The sequence below is a fragment of the Paenibacillus sp. RS8 genome, assembly GCF_041956825.1.
GTDB lineage: Bacteria > Bacillota > Bacilli > Paenibacillales > Paenibacillaceae > Paenibacillus_AQ.
Genome location: NZ_CP168131.1, coordinates 4,446,573 through 4,467,414 on the forward strand (window position 1 = coordinate 4,446,573; position 20,842 = coordinate 4,467,414).

Here is a 20,842-nt window from a genome sequence, read left to right on the forward strand (position 1 = left end):
CCTATAACGTTCACGGCGTTAGCCTAGAGGGCATCATATAATTCGGGCTATTTTGTGTGAGGAAGTTAAAATGAAGCGGAATCATTGTCCCAGCGTATAGATCAAGTCTTTCTTGCCCGTAAGCGGGGAGTCATTTAAAAAGTACAACTTATCGCCACTCCGTTTCACGAACTTCAAAGTATCTCCTTTGTAAGGAGTATCGTTATTTTCTGCGTACTTCTGATCCTTTGCAGTAAGCAGCTCCTCGTATAAAAGCGTTCGCTTTCCTGTTTTGCGGTCGATTAAGGTAAGCAATCCTTTTTGATTACCGCGGAGCAGAAGGATATCGTTATCAATAGCTTCTATATAGTAAGCATCATCTTCTTTGCCTCCCAGTTTCAATAGATCTAAAGTAGCTGTTATATTGCCCGTGCCATCCTGTACGAATCGTAAAGTGTTGCCATCATGCAATAGCAGATTGTCGTCAAACGGTTTGAGATCTGCATCTCCTCTGAACTGGTAGGCGAAAGTAGCTTTGCGAAGTAACGCGCCATTCTTGAATACGAGGGTGACAACACGTGTATTGATATGGGGTTCTCCAAAAGAGTCAGTAATCGTAATGACGAGCAGTCCACCCGGTGTTTTATCAATCTGCATTCCTGCCCAGTCAAAACTAGTTTGAAGTGAGGTGAGAAGAAGCACTTTATCCTTGCCTTGAGAGACATATAAGTCTCCATTAGCTTTAATTAGTGTATAAGTACGCCCGCCATAGGTTTCTGTAAATACGTTGTAGGTTTTTAGATCGCTCGCTAATAATGTATTAGTTTTGGGATCCAGATGGAGATTACTACCTTCGAATGCTTTAACGATAAAGCGAGCGGGTACATATATGCCGTCTTCTTTAGATTTGAAAGGGGAACCGCCTAGAGCTACGGTTTTCCCGTCAAGAACACCATTTTGACTCCCGATTCGAACCGCGAAGCTTTTGGTCCAGCCTTTGAACAATGCGCGTTCGCCGGACTTATCCCATTCCATCTTCAGACCCGCACTCTCAGCGATTCCTCGAACATCTACGTAGATTACTCCATTTTTGAGTACCGCCGGACCTCCTACGGTTCCACCAGGAATACCGAATTGATAGTAAACCTGCGAAGAGTTGGACGCAGAGGTGAGTGAGACCGTCTCGTGCTCGGAATTAGATTGCAGAGTACTTGCTGATGCTGAAGTAGGGAGAAGAAGCATAGAGAGCATTACAGCTGATAGCAATGATTTTAAGTATGTAGAGTTCATATTAGTCAGCCCTTTCTTTTAACAGGAGTAAAAATTATCCATTATCTGTTTGTTTGACGCTGAAACGATTTTAAAAGTTGCGCCGTATATTTAGCCAAATGCTTTTTTATGGAAATACTCCTTAAGCGCTTATGATAAAATGGATAGTAATGTACAGCCGTTGGATAAAAATTGAAAGAAAAAGGAGTTTGAGATCTTGCCGCAAAATGAGCAGAAAAAGGATTCTTCCACGCCATGGAAATGGTTGGGGGGCGGGGCGGCGATGCTCCTGTTTAAAGGAAAGGCGATTTTGTCCCTTCTGAAAATAGGTAAAATAGCAGGGCCGCTAATTTCGATGATAATTTCGATATGGGCGTATGCGTTGATTTATCCGTGGGGGTTTGCCGTGGGTTTTGTTCTGCTCTTGCTAGTCCATGAATTAGGGCATGTAATAGCTGCTAAACGAATTGGGCTTCCAGTTAGCGCTCCACTGTTTATACCGTTTTTGGGAGCTTTAATTACAATGAAGAAACAGCCGCTGGATGCCCAGACAGAAGCTTATATTGCTTTTGGAGGTCCGATCTTAGGAACCATTGGGGCAACAGCCGTTTTTGGAGCGGCTTATTACATGGATAGTCCGCTACTCTATTCCTTGGCTTATATAGGTTTTTTGCTTAATCTGATCAACTTGCTTCCGATTCACCCGCTTGACGGCGGCCGTATTGCTACTGCAGTTACGCGTTGGCTGTGGCTTGTGGGACTCGTGGGCGGTTTGGGCATCATCATCTATATGCGTTCGATCTTATTTTTTATAATCTGGGCGTTATTTGCTTACGATCTGTATAACAAATATGTTAAGAGACGTTCTAACAATCGTGTTTATTCTGTAACAAAGGGTTTCTTAATTCCAGTGGAGCCACTTAGAGATGCAGGCTACATGATTCCAGGGCCAGAGCATAGGAGAGATTTACCTTTTACCACCTACAGTGATTTGGATAGACAGCAGTATGTAGGGGTGCGATGGGATCAACTAAACTACATTGGTAGAGCTACACTTCCTCAGCAATGCATAATTGAAAAGGTGCGTATCTCGCAGCTAGAGCCTGTGACCCTAGAGAATGGGATGCATCTTAAGATGAATTGCGATATTAGCTATACGGTCTACGAGAATGATAAGTATTACGATGTGCCAGCCAGCTCACGCTGGAAATATGGCATCGCTTATTTTGTATTAGCTGGTTTTCTGGCAGGGATGATGTACATGGTTCATGTCATTGGAAATGTGAATCTTTAAGGATTAGAATCAGGGAATGAAGTTCACCAATGGTTTATAAAACTCTTGAACCGTCAAAGCTGTAAAGAGAATAACCGCAGTTGAACGGTGAAAGGAGTATGACCATGCCTAAAATTATGAAATGGGAAGTCGGCGTTTGTCTGTTGTTACTGATGGTTTTGGTAGGTTGCTCCGAGGCAAAGCCAACAAAAGTCATGGAAATCAATGAGATGACGAATCTAGATGGAAAGATTAAAGGTCAGTACCCTCCATTGTCACCAGTGATGCAAGACATATACAATCGTTCGATTCCTGAAGAAGTATATACTGTAGATTAGAGCAGAGATAGAAGACGGTTTCTCATGCTCAGGCTTTTCTTTCTAGTCAAATTTTTATATAATAGACAACTATCGTTGGATACATAGAGAGAGGAGTTTGCGACTAACATGGCGGCAGAAATCTTACGGGTTACTACAGAGGAACAGCTTCGGATGGGGCTGGATATTCGTACTAAAGTATTTGTAGAGGAACAAATGGTACCGGTTGAGGAAGAAATTGATGAATACGATGTTATCGGTCCGAATGCGCACCATATTCTGATTATAGATGAAGGAGTGCCTGTCGCTACAGGAAGATTGATTTACTACAAAGCAGGTACAGCCAAAATGCAGCGTATCGCCGTGCTGAAAGATTATCGAGTTAAAGGATACGGACGTGTTCTGTTGCTGGCTATGGAAGAGCTTGCTCGGGAACTTGGACTAGAAGCTTCGATTCTTGATGCACAATGTCAAGCTGAGAATTTCTACAAGAAGCTAGGATATGAAGTGATTTCTACGGAACCTTTTTATGACGCAGGCATTCTACATGTACGGATGCAGAAAACTCTTTAAAATTAGCGCACATAATTTACCGTTCCATGAAGCAAGCTAGGATGTGCCTTATGATGGCAAATTCTACTGCAAGGGGCGAACTAAAGTGCCAAATAACGAACGCGAAAGTTTCGTAGCCGTACAGAAAAATGGAGATGGAGATCTAACCAGTTTCCAGACCTCCACAGGACGTGTCTTGGCGTATGATCAAGCGCTTCAAGAAGTACAGGCCGGAAATATTGCCGGAGTGAATGCTTTTAAAGGTAAAGACGGGGAGACTTATATTCGCGGCGATGCGGATGGGGATCCAACCAACAATTTGGATAATCTTCCGACATTCTCATAGTTCAAAAGGTAAAGACCGTACTAACGTCCTTGGACGTCAATGTACGGTCTTTTTTATATAATAGTCAAAGTTTATAAATTAGATGCTGCTCTATAAACTCCATCTCTCCTGTAAGTCCGACGAATTGCGGTTGTTCATCACTGTAATGCATGAGCTTGATGATACGTCGAACATCCTCGGGTAAAGACAATAACTCCTCCAGCGTGGTGTGAACAACGCCTGATCCACCAAGCTGACAGTCATGCAGAATCATTCGGATGCCGCGCTCACGCACAAGGTTTATCAGTAGATCCGGTTGAAAAGTCATATCCGCACTGTAGAAAATCTCGTTATTTATTAAAAGAGAATAGCTATCTTTACCGGGAATATGCGGTGTATGTATGATCTCGAGCGAAAGAGAAGGAGCAAGCTTGTACGTAATTCCGGGTTTCATAGTTGTAACCTCGAAGATATCGGTAAGGGAAGCTACTGCATCTTGTTGATATAATCCGCCCTTTAATGTGTTGTTCCATAGAGGCTCAACAAGCGTCTCAGGCAAAAGTAATCTCATCTTTTCCCCGTAGACGTGTTTTAGGGTTAGCGCTAGCTCTTCCAGACCTCCAACATGATCCGCATGAATATGCGTAATTAGAGTAGCATTTACGTCTCGGAAAGATTTTCCAATGGTATGCATGGCAAGCGGGGCTGTAATCCCGCAATCAATCAGTAGGGTATAAGTATCCGCTAGTAGCAAGCCATTGTTGTTGAAATAGTTTTTTGCAAAAGCATTGCCGGTTCCTAGCATTTGTAGGCTCAGACTCATAAGAAAGTACCCTCCTGAAATCACTGATGGCTAAATATATCAACTTTGAACAAATCCATAATATCATTTTTCGCAAGATGAATGAAATATTTACCTACAATTAGCGCAACTTGCTGAGACAAAGTAAGTATACATTAACAGTATGAATTATTTGGAGGGTTTCAAATGAATAGATGGAAAAAAATCACTTTATGCGTGTTTGCTTTTTCCTTAATGGGCGGTTCATTATTGTTCGCCGATTCCGTTAATCAGAAAATCAGGGTTTGGAACAACGGGAAGGAAATTGTGGACGGCGGTTATTTAATTGATGGGAAAACGTATATTCCCGCTAGAGAAGCAGGCGGGCTTGTGAATTGGGATGGCTCTGGGAAAGTCTCGATTCTTAAGCCTAATGTTCATATTGTTCTTTTTAAGGATAATACGGTCTTTGGTAACGTTAACGTTGGCAAGCTCAAGATTAAGATATTAACCCAAGTAGATAGCTTAACAGAAGAAGTTTCAGCTGTGAAAGTAGCCATAACGGACCCATCTGGTAATGTTAAGGATATTCAGTCGCAGGAGCTTGAAGGCTCGAAGAAGGATAATTTCTGGTTTCCAACCTCGGAGTTTACGTATGATTTTAAAGAAACCGGGAAATATCGGGTGGGCTTTTATATGAAATCTTCGAAAAATGCAGATTATGTTCTTGTGTCAGAGAAGGTAATTACGGCTCTCAATTGATTGTTCTAAATTGACCTGAACTAATCTAACGTGGTACGATACCAGATGTAGGATAATACAATTCAAAGTGAGGTATTACAATGAGCGATCACAAACATGAGCATGGTGAAGCATGCGGTTGCGGGCATGATCACGACCATGAGCACGAGGAGTTTGTGCTGACCTTGACGAACGAGCAGGGCGAAGATGTAGAAATGGTGCTTGTAGAAACGTTCGACATAGGCGAGAAATTATACGCTCTGTTGTTAGAGCGCGAGAATCCAGAAGCAGACGGCATTATTCTGCGTATGGAAGAAGAAGACGAAGAAATGGTATTGTACAATATCGAAGATGAAGAAGAATGGAAAGCTGTTGAAGAAGCTTACAACAATCTGCTTGCTCAGCAAGAATAGATTTTAGCGACTAAATTAAGCTGTTCTATTGTGTATATGACAGTTGATGTTTATATACAGAAACCCGATACTTATTATGGTATCGGGTTTTTGTATAAATGAATGAAGTTTTTTAGGAAAATGATGGATCTTAGGATATAGGATCGGCTTCTACAATCACTTTTATGTTAGTGATGCTGCGGTCTTCAGGACCTTTAACCGGAAGGCCAATCTCCACATGGTCAATAATATAATCGATGTTATCCTGAGTGATTACTTCGCCAGGGAGAAGAATAGGAATTCCCGGCGGATATACATATATAAATTCTGCAATAATGTAGCCAGCAGATTCACGGAATGGAACTAACTGTGTATCCGCATAAAAAGCGTCTCTTGGAATCAGAGCAAGCTGCGGAATTTCTGGAACCTGAACCTTAAGCTCGTAAATTTCACCCTTGCTATAATGAATAGCGGACAACACCCGAAGTGCAGCTAATAATTTATCTACTGATTCTTGGGTATCACCTGGGGTAATAAGGCAAAGAATATTATACATGTCGCTTAGTTCTACTTCGATGTTGTACTTCTCGCGCAACCAGTTTTCGGTTTCGTATCCTGTGATCCCTAAATGGCGCACATGAATGTTGAGCTTAGTTGGGTCATGATCAAATGTGGCTTCTGTCCCAAGGATTTCTTTTCCAAAGCTGTACAGGCCTTCGATCGTATTGATCGTTTCGCGTGCATAGTTGGACAATCGAATGGTTCTTTCCGCCATTTCATGACCGTTCAGCGCGAGATTACGTCTTGATGTATCCAAGGACGCTAATAAAATATATGAGGTGGATGTTGTAGTCAGCATGCTCATAATGGTCTGTACCCGTTGCGGGTTAATCAGACCCGTCTTAGCATTTAGATTCAGTACCGAGCTTTGCGTCATGGAGCCGCCAAGTTTATGCACACTTGTGGCAGCTATGTCCGCTCCGGCCTGCATGGCCGATACCGGCAGATCCTCGTGAAAATGAATCAGTACTCCATGTGCCTCGTCCACCAATACGGGTACACCGTAACGGTGAGCCAGGTCGACAATCGAACGCAGGTCGGCGCATACACCGAAGTACGTGGGATTGATTACTAGAACTCCTTTGGCGTCTGGATGACGCCTTAACGCTCGTTCCAGCGAACTGGTCGTTATGCCGTGATCTATCCCGAGATTCTCATCCTGAACAGGCGAGACAAACACAGGCTTGGCTCCGGAGAAGATAATGGCCGACATTACAGATTTATGAATGTTACGCGGCACAATTATTTTATCACCCGGTGAGCAGACAGAGAGGATCATCGTCATGATGGCATTGCTCGTGCCCTGTACGCTAAAATACGTATAGTCGGCGCCGAAAGCCTTCGCAGCCAGCTTCTGAGCCTCCTGGATTACGCCAGTGGGCTGATGTAGATCATCAAGCGGTGCGATGTTGATTAGATCGATGGATAGAGCGTTATCGCCGATAAACTCACGGAATTCGGCATCGGTTCCTAGCCCCTTCTTATGCCCCGGAATATGAAATTGAACGGGATTGCCGGCGGCATGCTTTTTTAAAGCTGTGAAGAGGGGAGTACGGTGTTGATTCATTTAATGCTGTCACAACCTTTCGCGAATATTAAAATTTAAGGCAAGCATCAGTATAACAAAACAATCTACAGAATACTAGGATTTGGATGTGATAGAATGTCCACGAAAGCCGTGCAACGTACACATATCAGTCTGACATCACCATTTATTATGGAGATGTGGGTAATTATTTTTTTAGTTGAATTTGTGAAAGGGTCGCTTCTTGTCGCTTTGTTACCCGTGTATATGGAGAATATTTTGGGTCTATCTGTGACGGTAGTAGGTTTTGCCTTTGCACTCCAGTATTTGGGTGATAATCTATTCCGCAGTCCTTCTGGCTGGGTTATGGAGCGTATAGGATTTCGCTGGACCATGACAAGTGCCTTATTGTTGATCCTAGTAGCTGTTGGCATGATAATATATGCTAAAACAGCAGTTACGTTATCGATTGCTTGTCTTATTCTTGGGATCGGGACGTCCCCGCTTTGGCCTTGTGTGATGACAGGGATCACCGAATTGGCGGGATCTACTAAAAGCGGCAGCAGCGGGGCAGCTATGGGTGCTGTCGAGATGGCCTCGCTGGCAGGTACGGGAATCGGTCCGATCGTAGTGAATTTTTTGATGGATCATGGAGGTCAAAGCTATCGTGTAGCCTTTTTGGTCCTGTTAGGTTGTGCAGCTGTTGTAGTTGTGGTGGCCCTATTTCTACCTAAGAGAATCTCGCCAAGTGGAACTCATGCCGTTGTAAGGGACATGCAGGGGCTCGGTGGAGTCATTGAGCGTAAAAAGATTAGTCCGTTAGAAAGTATAAAAAGAACACTGCATCAGGTTAAGACGACGCTTAAGGTCAGTCGATGGTTATATCCTGCTTTATTTCTTCAGGCTTTTGCCATTGGCTTGATGACCCCTGTAGTTACTTTGTTTGCTCGCACAGAGCTTCATGTTAGTCCAAATCAGTTTAGTCTTCTTCTGATTGCAGGTGGGGGGATTACGGTGCTTGCTCTGATTCCAGCTGGTAAGCTGGTGGACCGAATTGGAACAACTGTGTTTCTGAATATCGGCTTTTTGCTCGCGGCCTTTTCCCTTGCTCTGTTCTCACAGGTCCGCTGGCTACCGCTTGCCTTTATCGCGGTGGCTTTGGTCGGTATAAGCTACGCGCTTATTCTCCCGGCTTGGAATGCCTTTCTAGCCAAGCAAGTCCCTAAGGGGGAACGAGGGACTGTATGGGGGCTATTCTTGACGCTGCAAGGCTCTGGGATGGTGGCAGGTCCGGTACTATCAGGGAGACTATGGGACCATGTAGGTCATGGCGTCCCGTTCCTAGTAAGTGGAATTGTAATGCTGATGCTCTTCGGGCTGCATTTGCTCATTGTGCACAGAACGAAGCTGAAATTTAAACCTAGTTGATCTGAAATGTGAAAAGCCGCTGACAACCTGAGAATTAGGTTGTCAGCGGCTTTTTTTAGAAATTTAAAAGACATTCGGTATAGCGTCAGACGATATTTTGTGAATGATAATGCCCCAAAAGGACCGAAAGGAATAAAAAATTCCGATTAGCGTTTGGAGAATGTCTGTTGGGGGTAAAAATAGTCAATAAACCAAGTTACCGCTACATAAACTGAAGTATAAAATAAGACTAAGACGAACGCAAAAAGTAATGCTTACTTGAAGAGGTCCGGCAGCCATAAATACTCTGAAATGGAACGAATGGTGTTGACTTTGCAGATGTGAAGCAGTTAGGGGGGAGTGCCGTGAACAAAAACGACGAGGTGGAGTATTGTAACCTGGAGCTGCGTTTCGACAGACAGCATATCCAGGACCTGATCAAGGATTTGATTCAAAAAGGTTATTCCCTATATTGGAGCGAGAACGATCAGGTCTTTGTAATTTCAGTCCGTACCGGCCGTAAATTGGTGAAATTACGTTTTCAAAGGATCAAAGACGGTTATAAACTCGTGGGTGACTATATGATTCGTGATGCTCGCTTGTCTGAATGGATGGAGAAATTAATTGGGGACATGCGGGGCCATGCCATTGTAAAACGTTTCCGAGACCGTCAGATTATTATTGAAAATATTTTGTTCGGCGAAGTGATACGTCTTGTCGAAATCTCGGGTTATCAGCAGCGGGTCTTATACCAGAAGGGTCCTATGCTCACCGATGAGGAGCTGACCAAGCTCTATTATTCTGTTGAAGGGGAAGAACGGATTCGCCAGCGTAGGATTGAAGTGGATGAGCAGCTGGATCGATTAAATGATGCACTTAAGGCAGAGGATACGGTTCGCGCGGACAAATGCCGAGCTCAGCTTACCTTTTTGACGAAGGAATTGTATACGTTAGAATGGTAAACAAAGTGTCGGGCAAATGTTGCTTAGGGGCACCCCGAACTTCGGGGTGTCTTAGATTTGTGTGAGAACTTGCAGACAGGGGTTCACTTCTGGCGCTAAAAACGTTAAAATAGTCATTGTGATCATTTTCAGGTTGGCAATGGTTTTGTCAATGAATTTGATCTCTCTTCGCAGGGCAGGCTTTGCTGTCTCTGATAAAGGGTGGTATTCTTATACTGCGAGAAATGGATTTCCCAAAAATATAGGGTGCAAAGGGTGGAGGACCAGATGGCAAAACAACAAATCGGCGTTATTGGCTTGGCGGTAATGGGCAAGAATTTGGCTCTAAATATCGAAAGCAAAGGTTTTTCCGTATCCGTGTTTAACCGCTCACCGGAGAAGACACATGATCTTCTTGCTGAGGCGGAAGGTAAAAACCTCGTAGGCACATTTTCCGTTGAGGAATTTGTAGCTTCGCTGGAAACACCGCGCAAAATTCTGATCATGGTTCAAGCTGGTAAAGCTACTGATGCTACCATCGAGCAACTGTTGCCGCATCTTGATCAAGGCGACATTATTATCGACGGAGGAAATGCTTATTTCCCTGATACGGTTCGTCGCAGTAAATATCTGGAAGAAAAAGGCTTCCGCTTTGTCGGAACTGGGGTTTCTGGCGGTGAAGAAGGAGCTCTTAAAGGTCCTTCCATTATGCCTGGCGGTCAAGAAAGCGCGTATAAGCTAGTTGAACCAATCCTAACTGCAATCTCAGCTAAAGTTAACGGTGAGCCTTGCTGTACATATATCGGACCAGACGGTGCGGGACACTATGTTAAAATGGTGCACAACGGTATCGAATATGGTGATATGCAATTGATCTGTGAAGCTTACCAGCTGCTCAAAGACGTTCTAGGTCTGGATGCAAAAGAACTTCACAACATTTTCAAAGAGTGGAATAGCGGTGAGCTCGACAGCTACCTGATCGAGATTACTACAGATATTTTTGCTCAGTATGACGAAGAAACTGGTAAACCAATGGTTGACGTGATCCTTGATTCCGCTGGCCAAAAGGGAACTGGTAAATGGACAAGCCAAAGCTCACTGGATCTTGGCGTACCTTTGTCCATGATCACTGAATCCGTATTCTCACGCTTCTTGTCTGCAATGAAGGATGAGCGCGTAGAAGCAAGCAAAGTGCTTAACGGACCAGAAACTACGCCATTTGATGGCGACAAAGCTGAATTCATCGAGAACGTGCGTAAAGCATTGTTCGCAAGTAAAATCGTATCCTATGCTCAAGGTTTCGCTCAACTGCGCGTAGCTTCCGACGAATACGGTTGGGATCTGAAATATGGCGAGTTGGCTAAAATTTGGCGTGGAGGCTGCATTATCCGTTCTCGTTTCCTACAAAACATCACAGATGCTTACGAGAACAATGCAGACCTTAAGAACCTATTGCTTGATCCTTTCTTCAAGGATGTTATGGACAACTACCAATCCGCATGGCGTAAAGTTATCGCTTCAGCTGTAACGATGGGTGTTCCAGTACCTGGTTTCTCCAGCGCATTGGCTTACTATGATAGCTATCGTACAGAAAGACTGCCTGCGAACCTGCTACAGGCTCAACGCGATTACTTCGGCGCTCATACGTTCAAACGTGTAGACAAAGAAGGCGTCTTCCACCACAACTGGATGTCAGCAGAATAATCTAGTTTGTTACGGTTATAAGCAAAAACGTTCTCGGCGTCCTAAAGGGCGGTAAGCGTTTATGCGAGAAGTATAAGGATAATGTATAACGTGAAACTTATACTTTCTTATATTTTCAAAAAAAGTGGCCCGAATTGCTTCACCAGAAATGGGAGGCTTTCGGGCCTTTTTTATTGAAAATTTGATGTGTATTTACTATGTGAAGCAGATTGTCTAATGTTTTGACCCTGTGTTATGATATGACAAATATCGCGGTTGGAGGATAGACATGACTGGGGATACAGAAGAATATAAAAAGTTGAACGAAGAGCAAAGAAATAAGAACATTATTTTAGTAGGGATGATGGCAACAGGGAAGTCAACAGTAGGTGCTATTTTAGCTAGGGAACTAGGCTATGAGCTGGTTGATTTAGATCATGTCATTATTGAAACTGAAGGCAGAAGCATTGCGGAAATCTTCGCAGAAGATGGCGAGGAATACTTTCGAAGCGTGGAAACAGCGGTTCTAAAACGTATGCTAGAGTCCGAGAATAAATTAATATCCACAGGTGGAGGCGCAGTATTGGCGCCGGGGAATACAGCGTTAATGCTGAGTAAAGGGCATGTGGTTGCGCTGACGGCAACGGAAGAAGAGATTATTGCCCGCGTTAGTGGAGATCAGAATCGTCCGCTGCTCGCCGGCAATGCAGAAGAACGGGTTAGACGGATTATGGAAGACCGCCATGATGCTTACCTGTTCGCGCATTACACGGTCGATACAACGGGACTGACTGCGGCAGAAGTGTCGCAACATATTTTAATGCATTACCGCGGTTGAGCTTTTAAGAGAGTGTTTCATTCCATTCAATCATACCGCCGCTTAAATTTGTAGCATTAATGCCAAACTGTTGTAGATATTCGCATACACGCTGGCTTCGTGCACCGGAACGGCAAATAAAGATTACTTTAGCATCGCTTGGAATATCCTCTGTGCGATGTGGAATTTCTCCCATGGGGATATGCTGTGCACCGGGAATCATCCCGAAGGCAACCTCTTCGTCTTCACGAACGTCGATGAGTACAAGGTCTTCCCCTGTCTCTAGACACTGCCGCAATTCTTGCGGTGTGATTTGTGGAACATTATGCATGGTTGTGACCTCTTTTCATCAGAAGAATGGTTTAATGATAACACAAGCATGGATTACCCTGTCAAACAAGCACTACATACAACTATATCTACTAAGGAGAGTTTATATTATGGACGTTATTGTTAGGCCAACGCCATCTTTGCAGGGGGAATTCGGAGCTCTCTCTTCCAAAAACTATACCACTCGTTATTTACTGGTTACCGCATTGTCAGAAGGTGTAAGTACGATTTATCATCCGGCACATAGTGAAGACAGCGATGCAATCCGTCGTTGTATTGCAGATTTGGGAGCTGTACTCACAGAAGATGATGAGAAAATTGTGATTCAAGGCTTTGGACGCAAACCGAAGGATGTTAAGGAACTTAATGTGGGGAATGCTGGAGCAGTATTACGTTTTCTAATGGCTGTGGCTGCGCTAAGCCCTGAGGTTACATTTGTAAATACGTATCCTGACTCTTTGGGCAAACGTCCGCATGACGATCTGATCGTGTCTCTAGAACAGCTTGGTGTAAAGGTAGAGCATAACGAAGGAAAACTGCCGATCACGATCCGTGGAGGTAAACCTGTTGGGGGTAAAATTACAGTTTCCGGTGCAGTCAGCTCCCAATTCCTAAGCGCTCTTCTGTTCCTGACACCATTGCTTGAAGAAGATAGTGAAATTATTGTCCTTGATGATTTGAAATCGAAGGTTGTCGTAGGTCAGACGTTAGAAGTATTGGAGCAGGCGGGAATTGTGGTTCATGCGGCGGATGATTACATGTCCTTTAAAGTGCCGGGTCGTCAAGCCTATGCGGCTAAGACTTATACAGTTCAAGGTGACTATCCTGGCTCCGCGGCTATTCTTGCGGCGGCTGCTGTTACAAAGTCGGATGTTAAGGTTCATCGACTTGTGGAACAGAGTAAACAGGGAGAAAGAGCCATTGTTGATGTGCTGCGTATGATGGAAGTACCTCTTACTCATAATGAGGGAACGGTACACGTTCAAGGGAACGGTGTTCTGAAAGCCGTTGAATTCGACGGTGATGCTGCAACCGATGCAGTGCTGGCTATGGTAGCTGCTGCTGTATTTGCTGAAGGTACTTCGCGGTTCTATAACGTTGAGAATCTGCGATATAAGGAATGTGATCGTATAACTGATTACTTGGCAGAGTTGACTCGTGCAGGAGCCAATGTTGAGGAACGCCGCGATGAAATTATCGTTCACGGCATGCCGGAAGGTGTCGAAGGTGGTGTGACCATCAACGCACATTACGACCACCGTGTAATTATGGCTTTGTCAGTAGTAGGTTTACGTGCTCGTAAACCGCTCTTGATCAAAGATGCTCACCATGTTGCTAAGTCGTATCCGCAATACTTTGATCACCTGCGTGCGCTTGGTGCGAATGTAGAGTGGGTACAATAGAAGTAAGGGGGCTAGCGAAACTAGCTTCAGTCTTCAGTGAAGTAAATCAGGATCATAAAGTGTAACTATGGAAAGGGGCACTATGTATGAGCTTTGAGAATCCAAGCCGGGAGCAGATCGGAGATATCCTTGCTTCTGCCGGTAATATTGCAGTTGTTGGCCTGTCTGACAAAACAGACCGTACCTCCTATATGGTTGCGGGTGCTATGCAAAGTCGGGGATATCGGATTATCCCTGTAAACCCTTTGGTTGACGGTGAAATACTGGGAGAGAAGTGCTATCATACGTTGGCAGAAATTCCAGAGCCGGTTGACATTGTCAATGTGTTCCGTCGTAGCGAACACTGTGCTAAGGTCGCACAGGAAGCCGCTGACATCGGCGCACGTGTGCTCTGGCTCCAGCAGGGGATTATCAGCCAGGAAGCCGCTGAAATCGCCGCTGAGCACGGTATGACGGCGATTATGGACCGCTGCATCAAGGTCGAGGAAGCGATCACGATGCATGGGCGTAGTCGGGCGTAAGTTCGATCAGAGAGTGTAGACGAAGTCGGTGCAATTTTTAATGCAAATCACCATTTGAACTTGTTATACTGAAGTCAGACGAAGAACGTCCTTTATCCGCATGATTTGCGGTGAAGGGCGTTTTTTTCATTTTTATAGGGGAGGATACCGATACCATAATGGAATTTGAAGAAGCACATGCTATGTTCATTAACAAGCACTTGACTGAAAGATCAGGGGAAAGAAGGGGGAGGCTGGTTAGAGGGCATAATTATGCTGAGAAGCTGTTCTTGCAGAATGTATGGTGGCCATTGTTTGAGAGTCTCGATGATTTGCATCCAGAATACGAAGTGTACGACTGGAACCGTAAATCTCAGTTCCTGGACTTCGCTTTTCTTCCGCAGAGCGGCAGCAGCCTAGGAATTGAGTGCGACGGGTTTCAAAGCCATGTGAAGGACATGGACCGCGAGAGATTCAACTATGCAGTGAATCGGGACACTTTTTTGACCGGAATGGGGTGGAAAATGATTCATTTTTCTGTTGATGATCTTCAGCACCGCCCTGAGGTGTGCCGGATGCTATTGCAATTGGTGCTGGCACCTCATTTGGCGCGTAAATCTGCAAGTGTGGATATTTTCTCCGAGGAGAAGGAGGTTCTGCGTTTGGCTTGGCGACTGGGGAGGGCGATTCGTCCGAAGGATGTGACCATGCATTTCAGTATTAACTTTCGTACGGCGCGCAGATTGCTACACTCGTTGAGTGAGAAAGGGCTGCTAAAGCCAATGATAAGTAAAAGAGGGGTTAGACATTATGAGTTGCGACCAATGCATCCTGAACAAAAATGGTGACGAGTGAGTGATTTTAGCGTTTGATTGCACTTTGTACAATAGAATCTTCATTTTAGTTTAAAAAAGTTACCTTGATTGCACTTTGTACAATCAAAAAGAGCAATAGATCCTTAATAGAGTGATTTAGGGATTTTCTATTGTACAAAATGCAATCAAACCCATTTTTCATGGCAGCGTCAAGAAGTTTGTGTAAGAGAGTAGAAGGTAACTTCTCGGGTGTTCGTTAGTTAGTGCAGATGTTCCTTGGGGCGGGGGCCCCGCCCCAAGGGAAAAGGGAATTCGAGCTACTTGTTTTACTCTGCCTGCGGTGGATATCGTGCTTCAAACATCTCATTTAGTTTCTTCTTTACTTCTAGATCGCCGAAACCGCGAATGACCCGTTCGCTAAAGCGTTCGTTGTAGTCCATCACGTCGAGGTAAACAATTTTCTCTGCTGCATCCATATTCGTGAGGCTATTCATGGGTTTCAGACGCTTTCGGATTTCCTTGTTCATTCGTTCAATTGGATTGGACGTGTAGATGGCTTCCTTTATGAGCGCAGGATACTTGTAAAAGGTCAGCAGCGTTGGCAACTGTTCTTCCCAAGACCGCATTTCTTTCGGGTAGAGCTTGCCCCATTTGGCCTTCACCGTGTCAAACGCAGCCCGAGCCAGATCGTGGTCTGCAGCCGTGTAGATCGTCTTCAGATCTTCAATGACTTCCGTTTTGTGCTGAATCCGAATTTTCGGGAAGGTCGAACGCACTTTGTGGACGATACAATGCTGCACATCCGCCTTCGGATAAGTTTCACGGAACGCTGCATCGAGTCCCGGAAGCCCATCAAACACGCCCAGCAAGACTTCCTGGACACCACGGTCGTAGAGGTCTTTGAGCACCTCGCGCCAGCCGTTTGCGCTCTCCTGGCCGCCTACGTAAAAGCCAAGGATCTGGCGGTGACCGTCTTCGTCGATCCCCATGGCGAAATAAACGACTTCTCCGCTAACGGTGCTGCGCTTGAGTTTCACATATAGGCCATCCAGGTAGATAACGGAGTAGCGTTTGTTTAACGGGCGCTTCTGCCACTGATGAATGTCGTCAAGTACCGTAGCTGTAATGTTGCTAACGGTCGTGGGTGAATAGTGGCTGCCGAACATACTTTCAATGAACCGGGCCACATCTCGCGTTCCCATACCACTTTTGTACATCTGGATGACAGCCTCCTCTAGCCATCCATCTCGCCGCTGGTAGGGCTCGAACAACTGCGTTTGGAAGGCTCCTTGACGGTCCCTAGGAACGGCCAGATCCTCTACATTTCCGTATTTCGTGTGTAGATCCCGGGTGTAGTATCCGTTGCGGCTGTTGTGGTTCCCGGCTTCTTCACTGGTCATGAATTGCTGGATTTCCGCTTTCATAATGGACTCTAGATTATCTTTTACAAATTGGGTGACAAGATTTTCAAATAGATTATTTAACATGTTTTCGGGTAGAATAGTCATCGAGTAGGGTTCCTTTCTTAGTGGACTTCGACAATCCCGAGAATACCCTACTTTTTTGTTGCCTGACTAGGCTCCAAATCTTGGTACACAACTTACTTTACGCCATCTTTTTCATCAAAATTAAGCTCATTCTGTTGCACATAATACATTAGAATACGAGAACCACCCAGGGGTCTTTAATCCGAAGTTATAAAAGTCCCCAGAGATTCTCCAAAAAGTCTCTAAATAGCATCTTGAGAAATGAAAGGTCGATATCTTATACTAAATTCTTCAGCTCATACGACTTGAATTCTTGATGCGGTAAATAGGTTAGAGAAATAAGCCTAATACACCGGAATTTTTTCTTCAGTTTATTTTGACAAAAACACCCGCAGCGCGTACCATTCAATATAGAAAGAAAGGAGAGGGTAGCCTTGAATTGGCTCGGATCATTGCAGCAATTGGGCAGAGCCATAATGCTTCCTACCATGGTACTGCCGGCGGCAGCCATTTTGCTTAGTTTGGGCAGCTTACCTTGGTCTGCATGGGGACTTTCTTCGGTATCCGAAGTGGCTACATACGCTGGGCAGGGAATCTTTTATTTTATGCCTTATTTGTTTGCTGTGGGTGTAGCATGGGGATTATCCAATCAAGCTGGAACGGCGGGTCTTGCAGCGTTGGCTGGGATGTTCACTTACGACCGGATTGTTACCCATATGGGAGACGGGCTTGTACAACCTGCAACACTTATCGGAATTTTGCTGGGTATAGTCGCCGGTATCGCTCAAAACCGGTTTAAAAATATCAAGCTTCCAGAGGCGATCCAGTTTTTTGGAGGGTCGCGTTTTGTTTTGCTGTTCATGGGATTGTTTTCGGCTGGCTTTGCATGGGTGATGTTAGGGATATCTCCACTGCTGCAAAGAGGACTGGATGATCTTTTTCAGGGGATATTGCAGACGGGCGGATTTGGCGTTTTTATTTATGGGGTACTATATAGAGTACTGACAGCCTTCGGTCTTCACCATATTCTTAATAATGTGTTTTGGTTTCAGTTTGGAAACTTCACAACTCCTGATGGTAGCACTGTCGTTCAGGGGGATTTGCCACGTTTTTTTGCAGGCGATCCTACAGCGGGCATTTTTATGGCAGGTTTGTTTCCGATAATGATGTTCGCACTGCCAGCCATTGCTTTTGCAATTATTCAGGAAGCGCGTGAGGATTTGAAGCCTAAGATTAAAAAGACTTTCATGCGAGCCGCTTTGGTTTGTTTTCTAACTGGGGTTTCGGAGCAGATCGAATTCGCGTTTTTGTTTGCTTCTCCGTATTTATTCGCGGTACATACTGTAATGTCCGGTCTCGCTATGGTGCTGACCTACATGCTTGGAATTCACCACGGATTCTCTTATTCAGCAGGAGCCATTGACTTCTTTTTAAATTTGCATCTGTCGCAGAGGGCTTGGCTTTTGATTCCGATCGGCATTGGTTATGGGATTGTATATTATAATTTGTTCCGCTGGGCGATTCGCCGTTTTCAGATTCCGACACCAGGACGTGAAGAAGGTTCGGAACTCGGGGATTGGGCAGGTAACATCCCTTATCAGGCACCGCTAATCTTAGAGGCGCTAGGTGGTAAGGAGAATATTGTACAAGTGCAGTCCTGTATCACTCGTTTGCGGCTTACCGTCCACAATGATCGATTTATTGATACTGGGGCGCTTAAAGGTCTTGGTTCTGCCGGGATTATCAAGCTCGGTGGCGGTAATGTTCAGGTAGTATTTGGTACGTATTCAGAGCTGATCCGCGAGGAGATTAACAAGCTGATGCTTCGAGATTTGCCGCAGGTGCTGTTCAGTTCTCCGATGCAGGGTAGAATGATGCCCATTGAGGAAGTGCCAGATCACATCTTTGCAGCGAAGCTGGTGGGTGATGGAGTTGCATTTTTGCCGGAAAAAGGGGAGCTTACTTCGCCTGTATTCGGGAAGGTTATGCACGTCTACCCTACAATGCATGCCGTCGGTATTGCTACGCCGGAAGGGCTGGAGGTACTTATGCATATAGGGATCGATACTTCGCAGCTTAAAGGGCCATTTGAGGCGGTTGTAAAAGAGGGTGACAGCGTGGAGCCAGGTCAATTGCTGGTTAAATTCGACCTCGCTTATTTGCGTGAGCATGCGGCTTCACTGGCTACACCAATGGTGATTACGAATCCTGATCGAGTAAAATCATGGAGCTACGCTCCATTTAAAAATGTTAAAAAGGGGCAATCTTCTGTAATGTCCGTAGTCTTACATGAAAGTAACGTTGGAGGGATAGAAGGATGATACAAGGCATAGGCGCAGCAGCAGGTGTAGCTATCGGGAAGGCCTTTGTCTTACCGAACTGGGAGTGGAGCTTACCAGACACACAAGTGAACCCAGTGGATCTAGCTAAGGAGTTTGAGCGTTTATACGAAGGTATCCGTACCTCTAAGGACGAAATTGAATTCATCAAAAAGGAATTCAGAGAAGTGGTCGGTCCAGAGGAATCCAGCATTTTTGATGCTCATCTGGCGATATTGGATGATCCGGTGTTCATGAGTGAAATCCGGGGGATTATTGAACGCCAATATAAGGCGGCGGAAGTAGCTGTTAAGGAAGCGATTGATCATTTTGTAGCGATGTTTGATTTGCTAGATGATGAATACATGAAGGAACGGGCGGTCGATATCAAGGATGTCGGAAATCGTCTGTTAAAGCATCTTTTAGGTGCTCCTGAGGTTACGTTGCCATCCGATACACAGCCGTATATTCTCGTAGCGAAGGAGTTGTCTCCTTCCCAGTTAGCTCACTTGAACCCAACTTATGTTCTAGGTATTGTTACTATGATGGGCGGTAAAACCTCGCATTCCTCCATTATGGCTCGTGCGCTGGGCATTCCGCTCGTAGCAGGTTTGGAGAATAATTTGTCTAATCCTATTCAGACCGGAGATATGCTCGTGATAGACGGCGATACCGGATCTGTGCAAATTCATCCTGATGAGGTAACAATCAATGAATATGTTTCTCTTCGGAATAAGCAGCATAAAAAGAAAGAACAATTGGAATTGCTTGCTACTGTCGATGCCGTCACAAAAGATGGTGTTAACCTGCGGTTAGCCGGTAATATCAGCTCTGTTAAAGAACTGAATTTAGCGCTCAAGTATGGAGCTGAAGGTGTAGGTCTATTCCGCACAGAGTTTCTTTATATGGATCGCAGTTCTTTCCCGACTGAGGATGAACAATTCGAAGTGTATAAACAGGTGGTCGAGAAGGTAGGCAGCAATATGGTTGTGATCCGTTCGCTGGATATAGGCGGGGACAAGCATCTGGATTACTTCCAGCTACCAGAAGAACAGAATCCGTTCCTTGGCTATCGTGCTATTCGAATCAGCTTGAATCGACAAGATATGTTCAAAACTCAACTAACCGCCATTTTGCGGGCGAGTGCATATGGGAATGTAAAGCTAATGTTCCCAATGATATCTTCTGTAGAAGAAGTACAGGCAGCAAAAGCTGTATTGGAAGAAGTGAAGACTGAACTGGAGCTGCGGGGCATCCCGTTTAATCGGAATATTCCAGTCGGTATTATGATTGAAGTTCCAGCTGCGGTTATGATTGCGGATTTACTGGCTGAGGAAGTTGATTTTTTCAGTATCGGTACGAACGATTTGGTGCAATATGTATTAGCTGTAGACCGTATGAATGAACAAATTGCGCATATGTATCATCCATATCATCCAGCGGTTCTGCGCATGATTCGTATGACTGTAGAAGCAGCGCGTAATGCAAAAATAGATATTAGCGTATGTGGTGAAATGGCGGCAGATGAGCGTTCTTTGCCACTTTGGCTGGAGCTAGGGATTAGTGATCTTAGCATGTCGCCACAGGCGCTGCTGAAGGTTAAACACCGTACCCTGAATACACTGGCTATAGATGCTACCAGGGTTGCAAAAGCTTGCTTCCATCATCGTACAAGCTCGGAGACGGAGGAAATCCTAAGTGCTTACGCTCAGAAAAGCGGTATTTCGCTTGGAACGAGCGTGGAAACAAAGGAGAAAGCCTCTTCATAGTTATCAAGCGTAACATCATCAAGTTCAGATCAAGGTTCGGCATTCTTGCCGGGCCTTTTTCTTTTGTACCAGATCATTTGTAAAAAAACAAAACCGTTTGCGCTTCAGCGCAGTCTATACATAGAGCGAGTTGCACAGGAATGATTTTTACGTGAAGG

General features: G+C 44.8%; 20 protein-coding genes. 15 read left to right on the forward strand and 5 right to left on the reverse strand.

Annotation, left to right across the window (positions count from 1 at the left end; translation table 11 throughout):
* Window positions 1-81 precede the first annotated feature (81 nt).
* A complete protein-coding gene (locus tag ACDZ28_RS21000) occupies window positions 82-1,269 on the reverse strand; it encodes a copper amine oxidase N-terminal domain-containing protein (RefSeq protein WP_375102676.1) in 1,188 nt (395 codons plus the stop codon).
* 196 nt (window positions 1,270-1,465) lie between these two features.
* On the opposite strand from ACDZ28_RS21000, the gene ACDZ28_RS21005 reads away from it, so the two are divergent.
* The 4 genes from ACDZ28_RS21005 to ACDZ28_RS21020 all read left to right on the forward strand — a co-directional run bounded on the left by ACDZ28_RS21005 (window position 1,466) and on the right by ACDZ28_RS21020 (window position 3,736).
* Window positions 1,466-2,542, forward strand: a complete 1,077-nt coding sequence (locus ACDZ28_RS21005; protein ID WP_375102677.1) for a site-2 protease family protein — start codon at window positions 1,466-1,468, stop codon at window positions 2,540-2,542.
* A 104-nt stretch (window positions 2,543-2,646) separates the two neighbouring features.
* Window positions 2,647-2,859, forward strand: a complete 213-nt coding sequence (locus ACDZ28_RS21010) for a hypothetical protein (protein ID WP_042126777.1) — start codon at window positions 2,647-2,649, stop codon at window positions 2,857-2,859.
* Between the two features lie 108 nt (window positions 2,860-2,967).
* Complete coding sequence (locus ACDZ28_RS21015) at window positions 2,968-3,411, forward strand: GNAT family N-acetyltransferase (RefSeq protein WP_042126779.1); 444 nt, start codon at window positions 2,968-2,970, stop codon at window positions 3,409-3,411.
* An 85-nt stretch (window positions 3,412-3,496) separates the two neighbouring features.
* Entirely contained in the window at window positions 3,497-3,736 is a 240-nt protein-coding gene (locus tag ACDZ28_RS21020) for a DUF3892 domain-containing protein (protein WP_036686113.1), read from the forward strand.
* Between the two features lie 64 nt (window positions 3,737-3,800).
* Here ACDZ28_RS21020 and ACDZ28_RS21025 read toward each other — a convergent pair whose 3' ends face one another.
* Window positions 3,801-4,538, reverse strand: a complete 738-nt coding sequence (locus tag ACDZ28_RS21025; RefSeq protein WP_339290609.1) for an MBL fold metallo-hydrolase — start codon at window positions 4,536-4,538, stop codon at window positions 3,801-3,803.
* 165 nt (window positions 4,539-4,703) lie between these two features.
* Here ACDZ28_RS21025 and ACDZ28_RS21030 point away from each other — a divergent pair, with 165 nt between their 5' ends.
* The gene (locus tag ACDZ28_RS21030) at window positions 4,704-5,258 is read left to right on the forward strand and encodes a copper amine oxidase (protein WP_375102678.1); all 555 of its coding nucleotides are present in this window, start codon (window positions 4,704-4,706) and stop codon (window positions 5,256-5,258) included.
* Window positions 5,259-5,338: 80 nt separating this feature from the next.
* On the forward strand, window positions 5,339-5,650 hold the full coding sequence (locus ACDZ28_RS21035) for a DUF1292 domain-containing protein (protein ID WP_036686118.1): 312 nt from the start codon (window positions 5,339-5,341) through the stop codon (window positions 5,648-5,650).
* A 130-nt stretch (window positions 5,651-5,780) separates the two neighbouring features.
* Here ACDZ28_RS21035 and ACDZ28_RS21040 read toward each other — a convergent pair whose 3' ends face one another.
* Window positions 5,781-7,256, reverse strand: a complete 1,476-nt coding sequence (locus ACDZ28_RS21040; RefSeq protein WP_042126789.1) for an aminotransferase class I/II-fold pyridoxal phosphate-dependent enzyme — start codon at window positions 7,254-7,256, stop codon at window positions 5,781-5,783.
* 96 nt (window positions 7,257-7,352) lie between these two features.
* On the opposite strand from ACDZ28_RS21040, the gene ACDZ28_RS21045 reads away from it, so the two are divergent.
* The 4 genes from ACDZ28_RS21045 (at window position 7,353) to ACDZ28_RS21060 (ending at window position 12,083) form a co-directional block, all read left to right on the forward strand.
* On the forward strand, window positions 7,353-8,642 hold the full coding sequence (locus ACDZ28_RS21045; RefSeq protein ID WP_375102679.1) for an MFS transporter: 1,290 nt from the start codon (window positions 7,353-7,355) through the stop codon (window positions 8,640-8,642).
* A gap of 344 nt (window positions 8,643-8,986) precedes the next feature.
* Window positions 8,987-9,583, forward strand: coding sequence for a hypothetical protein (locus ACDZ28_RS21050; RefSeq protein ID WP_042126793.1), 597 nt, complete (start codon window positions 8,987-8,989; stop codon window positions 9,581-9,583).
* A 267-nt stretch (window positions 9,584-9,850) separates the two neighbouring features.
* Window positions 9,851-11,266, forward strand: coding sequence for an NADP-dependent phosphogluconate dehydrogenase (gene gndA / locus ACDZ28_RS21055; RefSeq protein WP_076117650.1), 1,416 nt, complete (start codon window positions 9,851-9,853; stop codon window positions 11,264-11,266).
* A 268-nt stretch (window positions 11,267-11,534) separates the two neighbouring features.
* The gene (locus tag ACDZ28_RS21060; RefSeq protein ID WP_375102680.1) at window positions 11,535-12,083 is read left to right on the forward strand and encodes a shikimate kinase; all 549 of its coding nucleotides are present in this window, start codon (window positions 11,535-11,537) and stop codon (window positions 12,081-12,083) included.
* Window positions 12,084-12,087: 4 nt separating this feature from the next.
* Here the strand turns inward: ACDZ28_RS21060 and ACDZ28_RS21065 are convergent, their stop codons facing one another.
* Complete coding sequence (locus ACDZ28_RS21065; RefSeq protein WP_042126799.1) at window positions 12,088-12,393, reverse strand: rhodanese-like domain-containing protein; 306 nt, start codon at window positions 12,391-12,393, stop codon at window positions 12,088-12,090.
* Window positions 12,394-12,502: 109 nt separating this feature from the next.
* On the opposite strand from ACDZ28_RS21065, the gene aroA reads away from it, so the two are divergent.
* From aroA to ACDZ28_RS21080, 3 genes are all read left to right on the forward strand, one after another.
* Window positions 12,503-13,795 carry a 3-phosphoshikimate 1-carboxyvinyltransferase gene (gene aroA, locus ACDZ28_RS21070; RefSeq protein ID WP_375102681.1) on the forward strand — a complete coding sequence of 431 codons (1,293 nt, stop codon included), beginning with the start codon at window positions 12,503-12,505 and terminating at the stop codon, window positions 13,793-13,795.
* Window positions 13,796-13,881: 86 nt separating this feature from the next.
* Window positions 13,882-14,316 (forward strand): CoA-binding protein, encoded by a 435-nt coding sequence (locus ACDZ28_RS21075; protein WP_042126802.1) that lies wholly within the window; start codon window positions 13,882-13,884, stop codon window positions 14,314-14,316.
* A 158-nt stretch (window positions 14,317-14,474) separates the two neighbouring features.
* Window positions 14,475-15,143, forward strand: coding sequence for a hypothetical protein (locus ACDZ28_RS21080; protein WP_375102682.1), 669 nt, complete (start codon window positions 14,475-14,477; stop codon window positions 15,141-15,143).
* A 293-nt stretch (window positions 15,144-15,436) separates the two neighbouring features.
* Here the strand turns inward: ACDZ28_RS21080 and ACDZ28_RS21085 are convergent, their stop codons facing one another.
* Window positions 15,437-16,618: an IS256 family transposase gene (locus tag ACDZ28_RS21085; RefSeq protein ID WP_375102427.1), complete on the reverse strand. Its 1,182-nt coding sequence runs from the start codon at window positions 16,616-16,618 to the stop codon at window positions 15,437-15,439.
* A gap of 413 nt (window positions 16,619-17,031) precedes the next feature.
* On the opposite strand from ACDZ28_RS21085, the gene ACDZ28_RS21090 reads away from it, so the two are divergent.
* Both ACDZ28_RS21090 and ptsP read left to right on the forward strand, forming a co-directional pair.
* On the forward strand, window positions 17,032-18,918 hold the full coding sequence (locus tag ACDZ28_RS21090) for a glucose PTS transporter subunit IIA (RefSeq protein ID WP_042126806.1): 1,887 nt from the start codon (window positions 17,032-17,034) through the stop codon (window positions 18,916-18,918).
* Window positions 18,915-20,684, forward strand: a complete 1,770-nt coding sequence (gene ptsP / locus ACDZ28_RS21095) for a phosphoenolpyruvate--protein phosphotransferase (protein WP_339290619.1) — start codon at window positions 18,915-18,917, stop codon at window positions 20,682-20,684. The genes ACDZ28_RS21090 and ptsP overlap by 4 nt, the downstream gene beginning before the upstream one ends.
* Window positions 20,685-20,842: the final 158 nt, after the last annotated feature.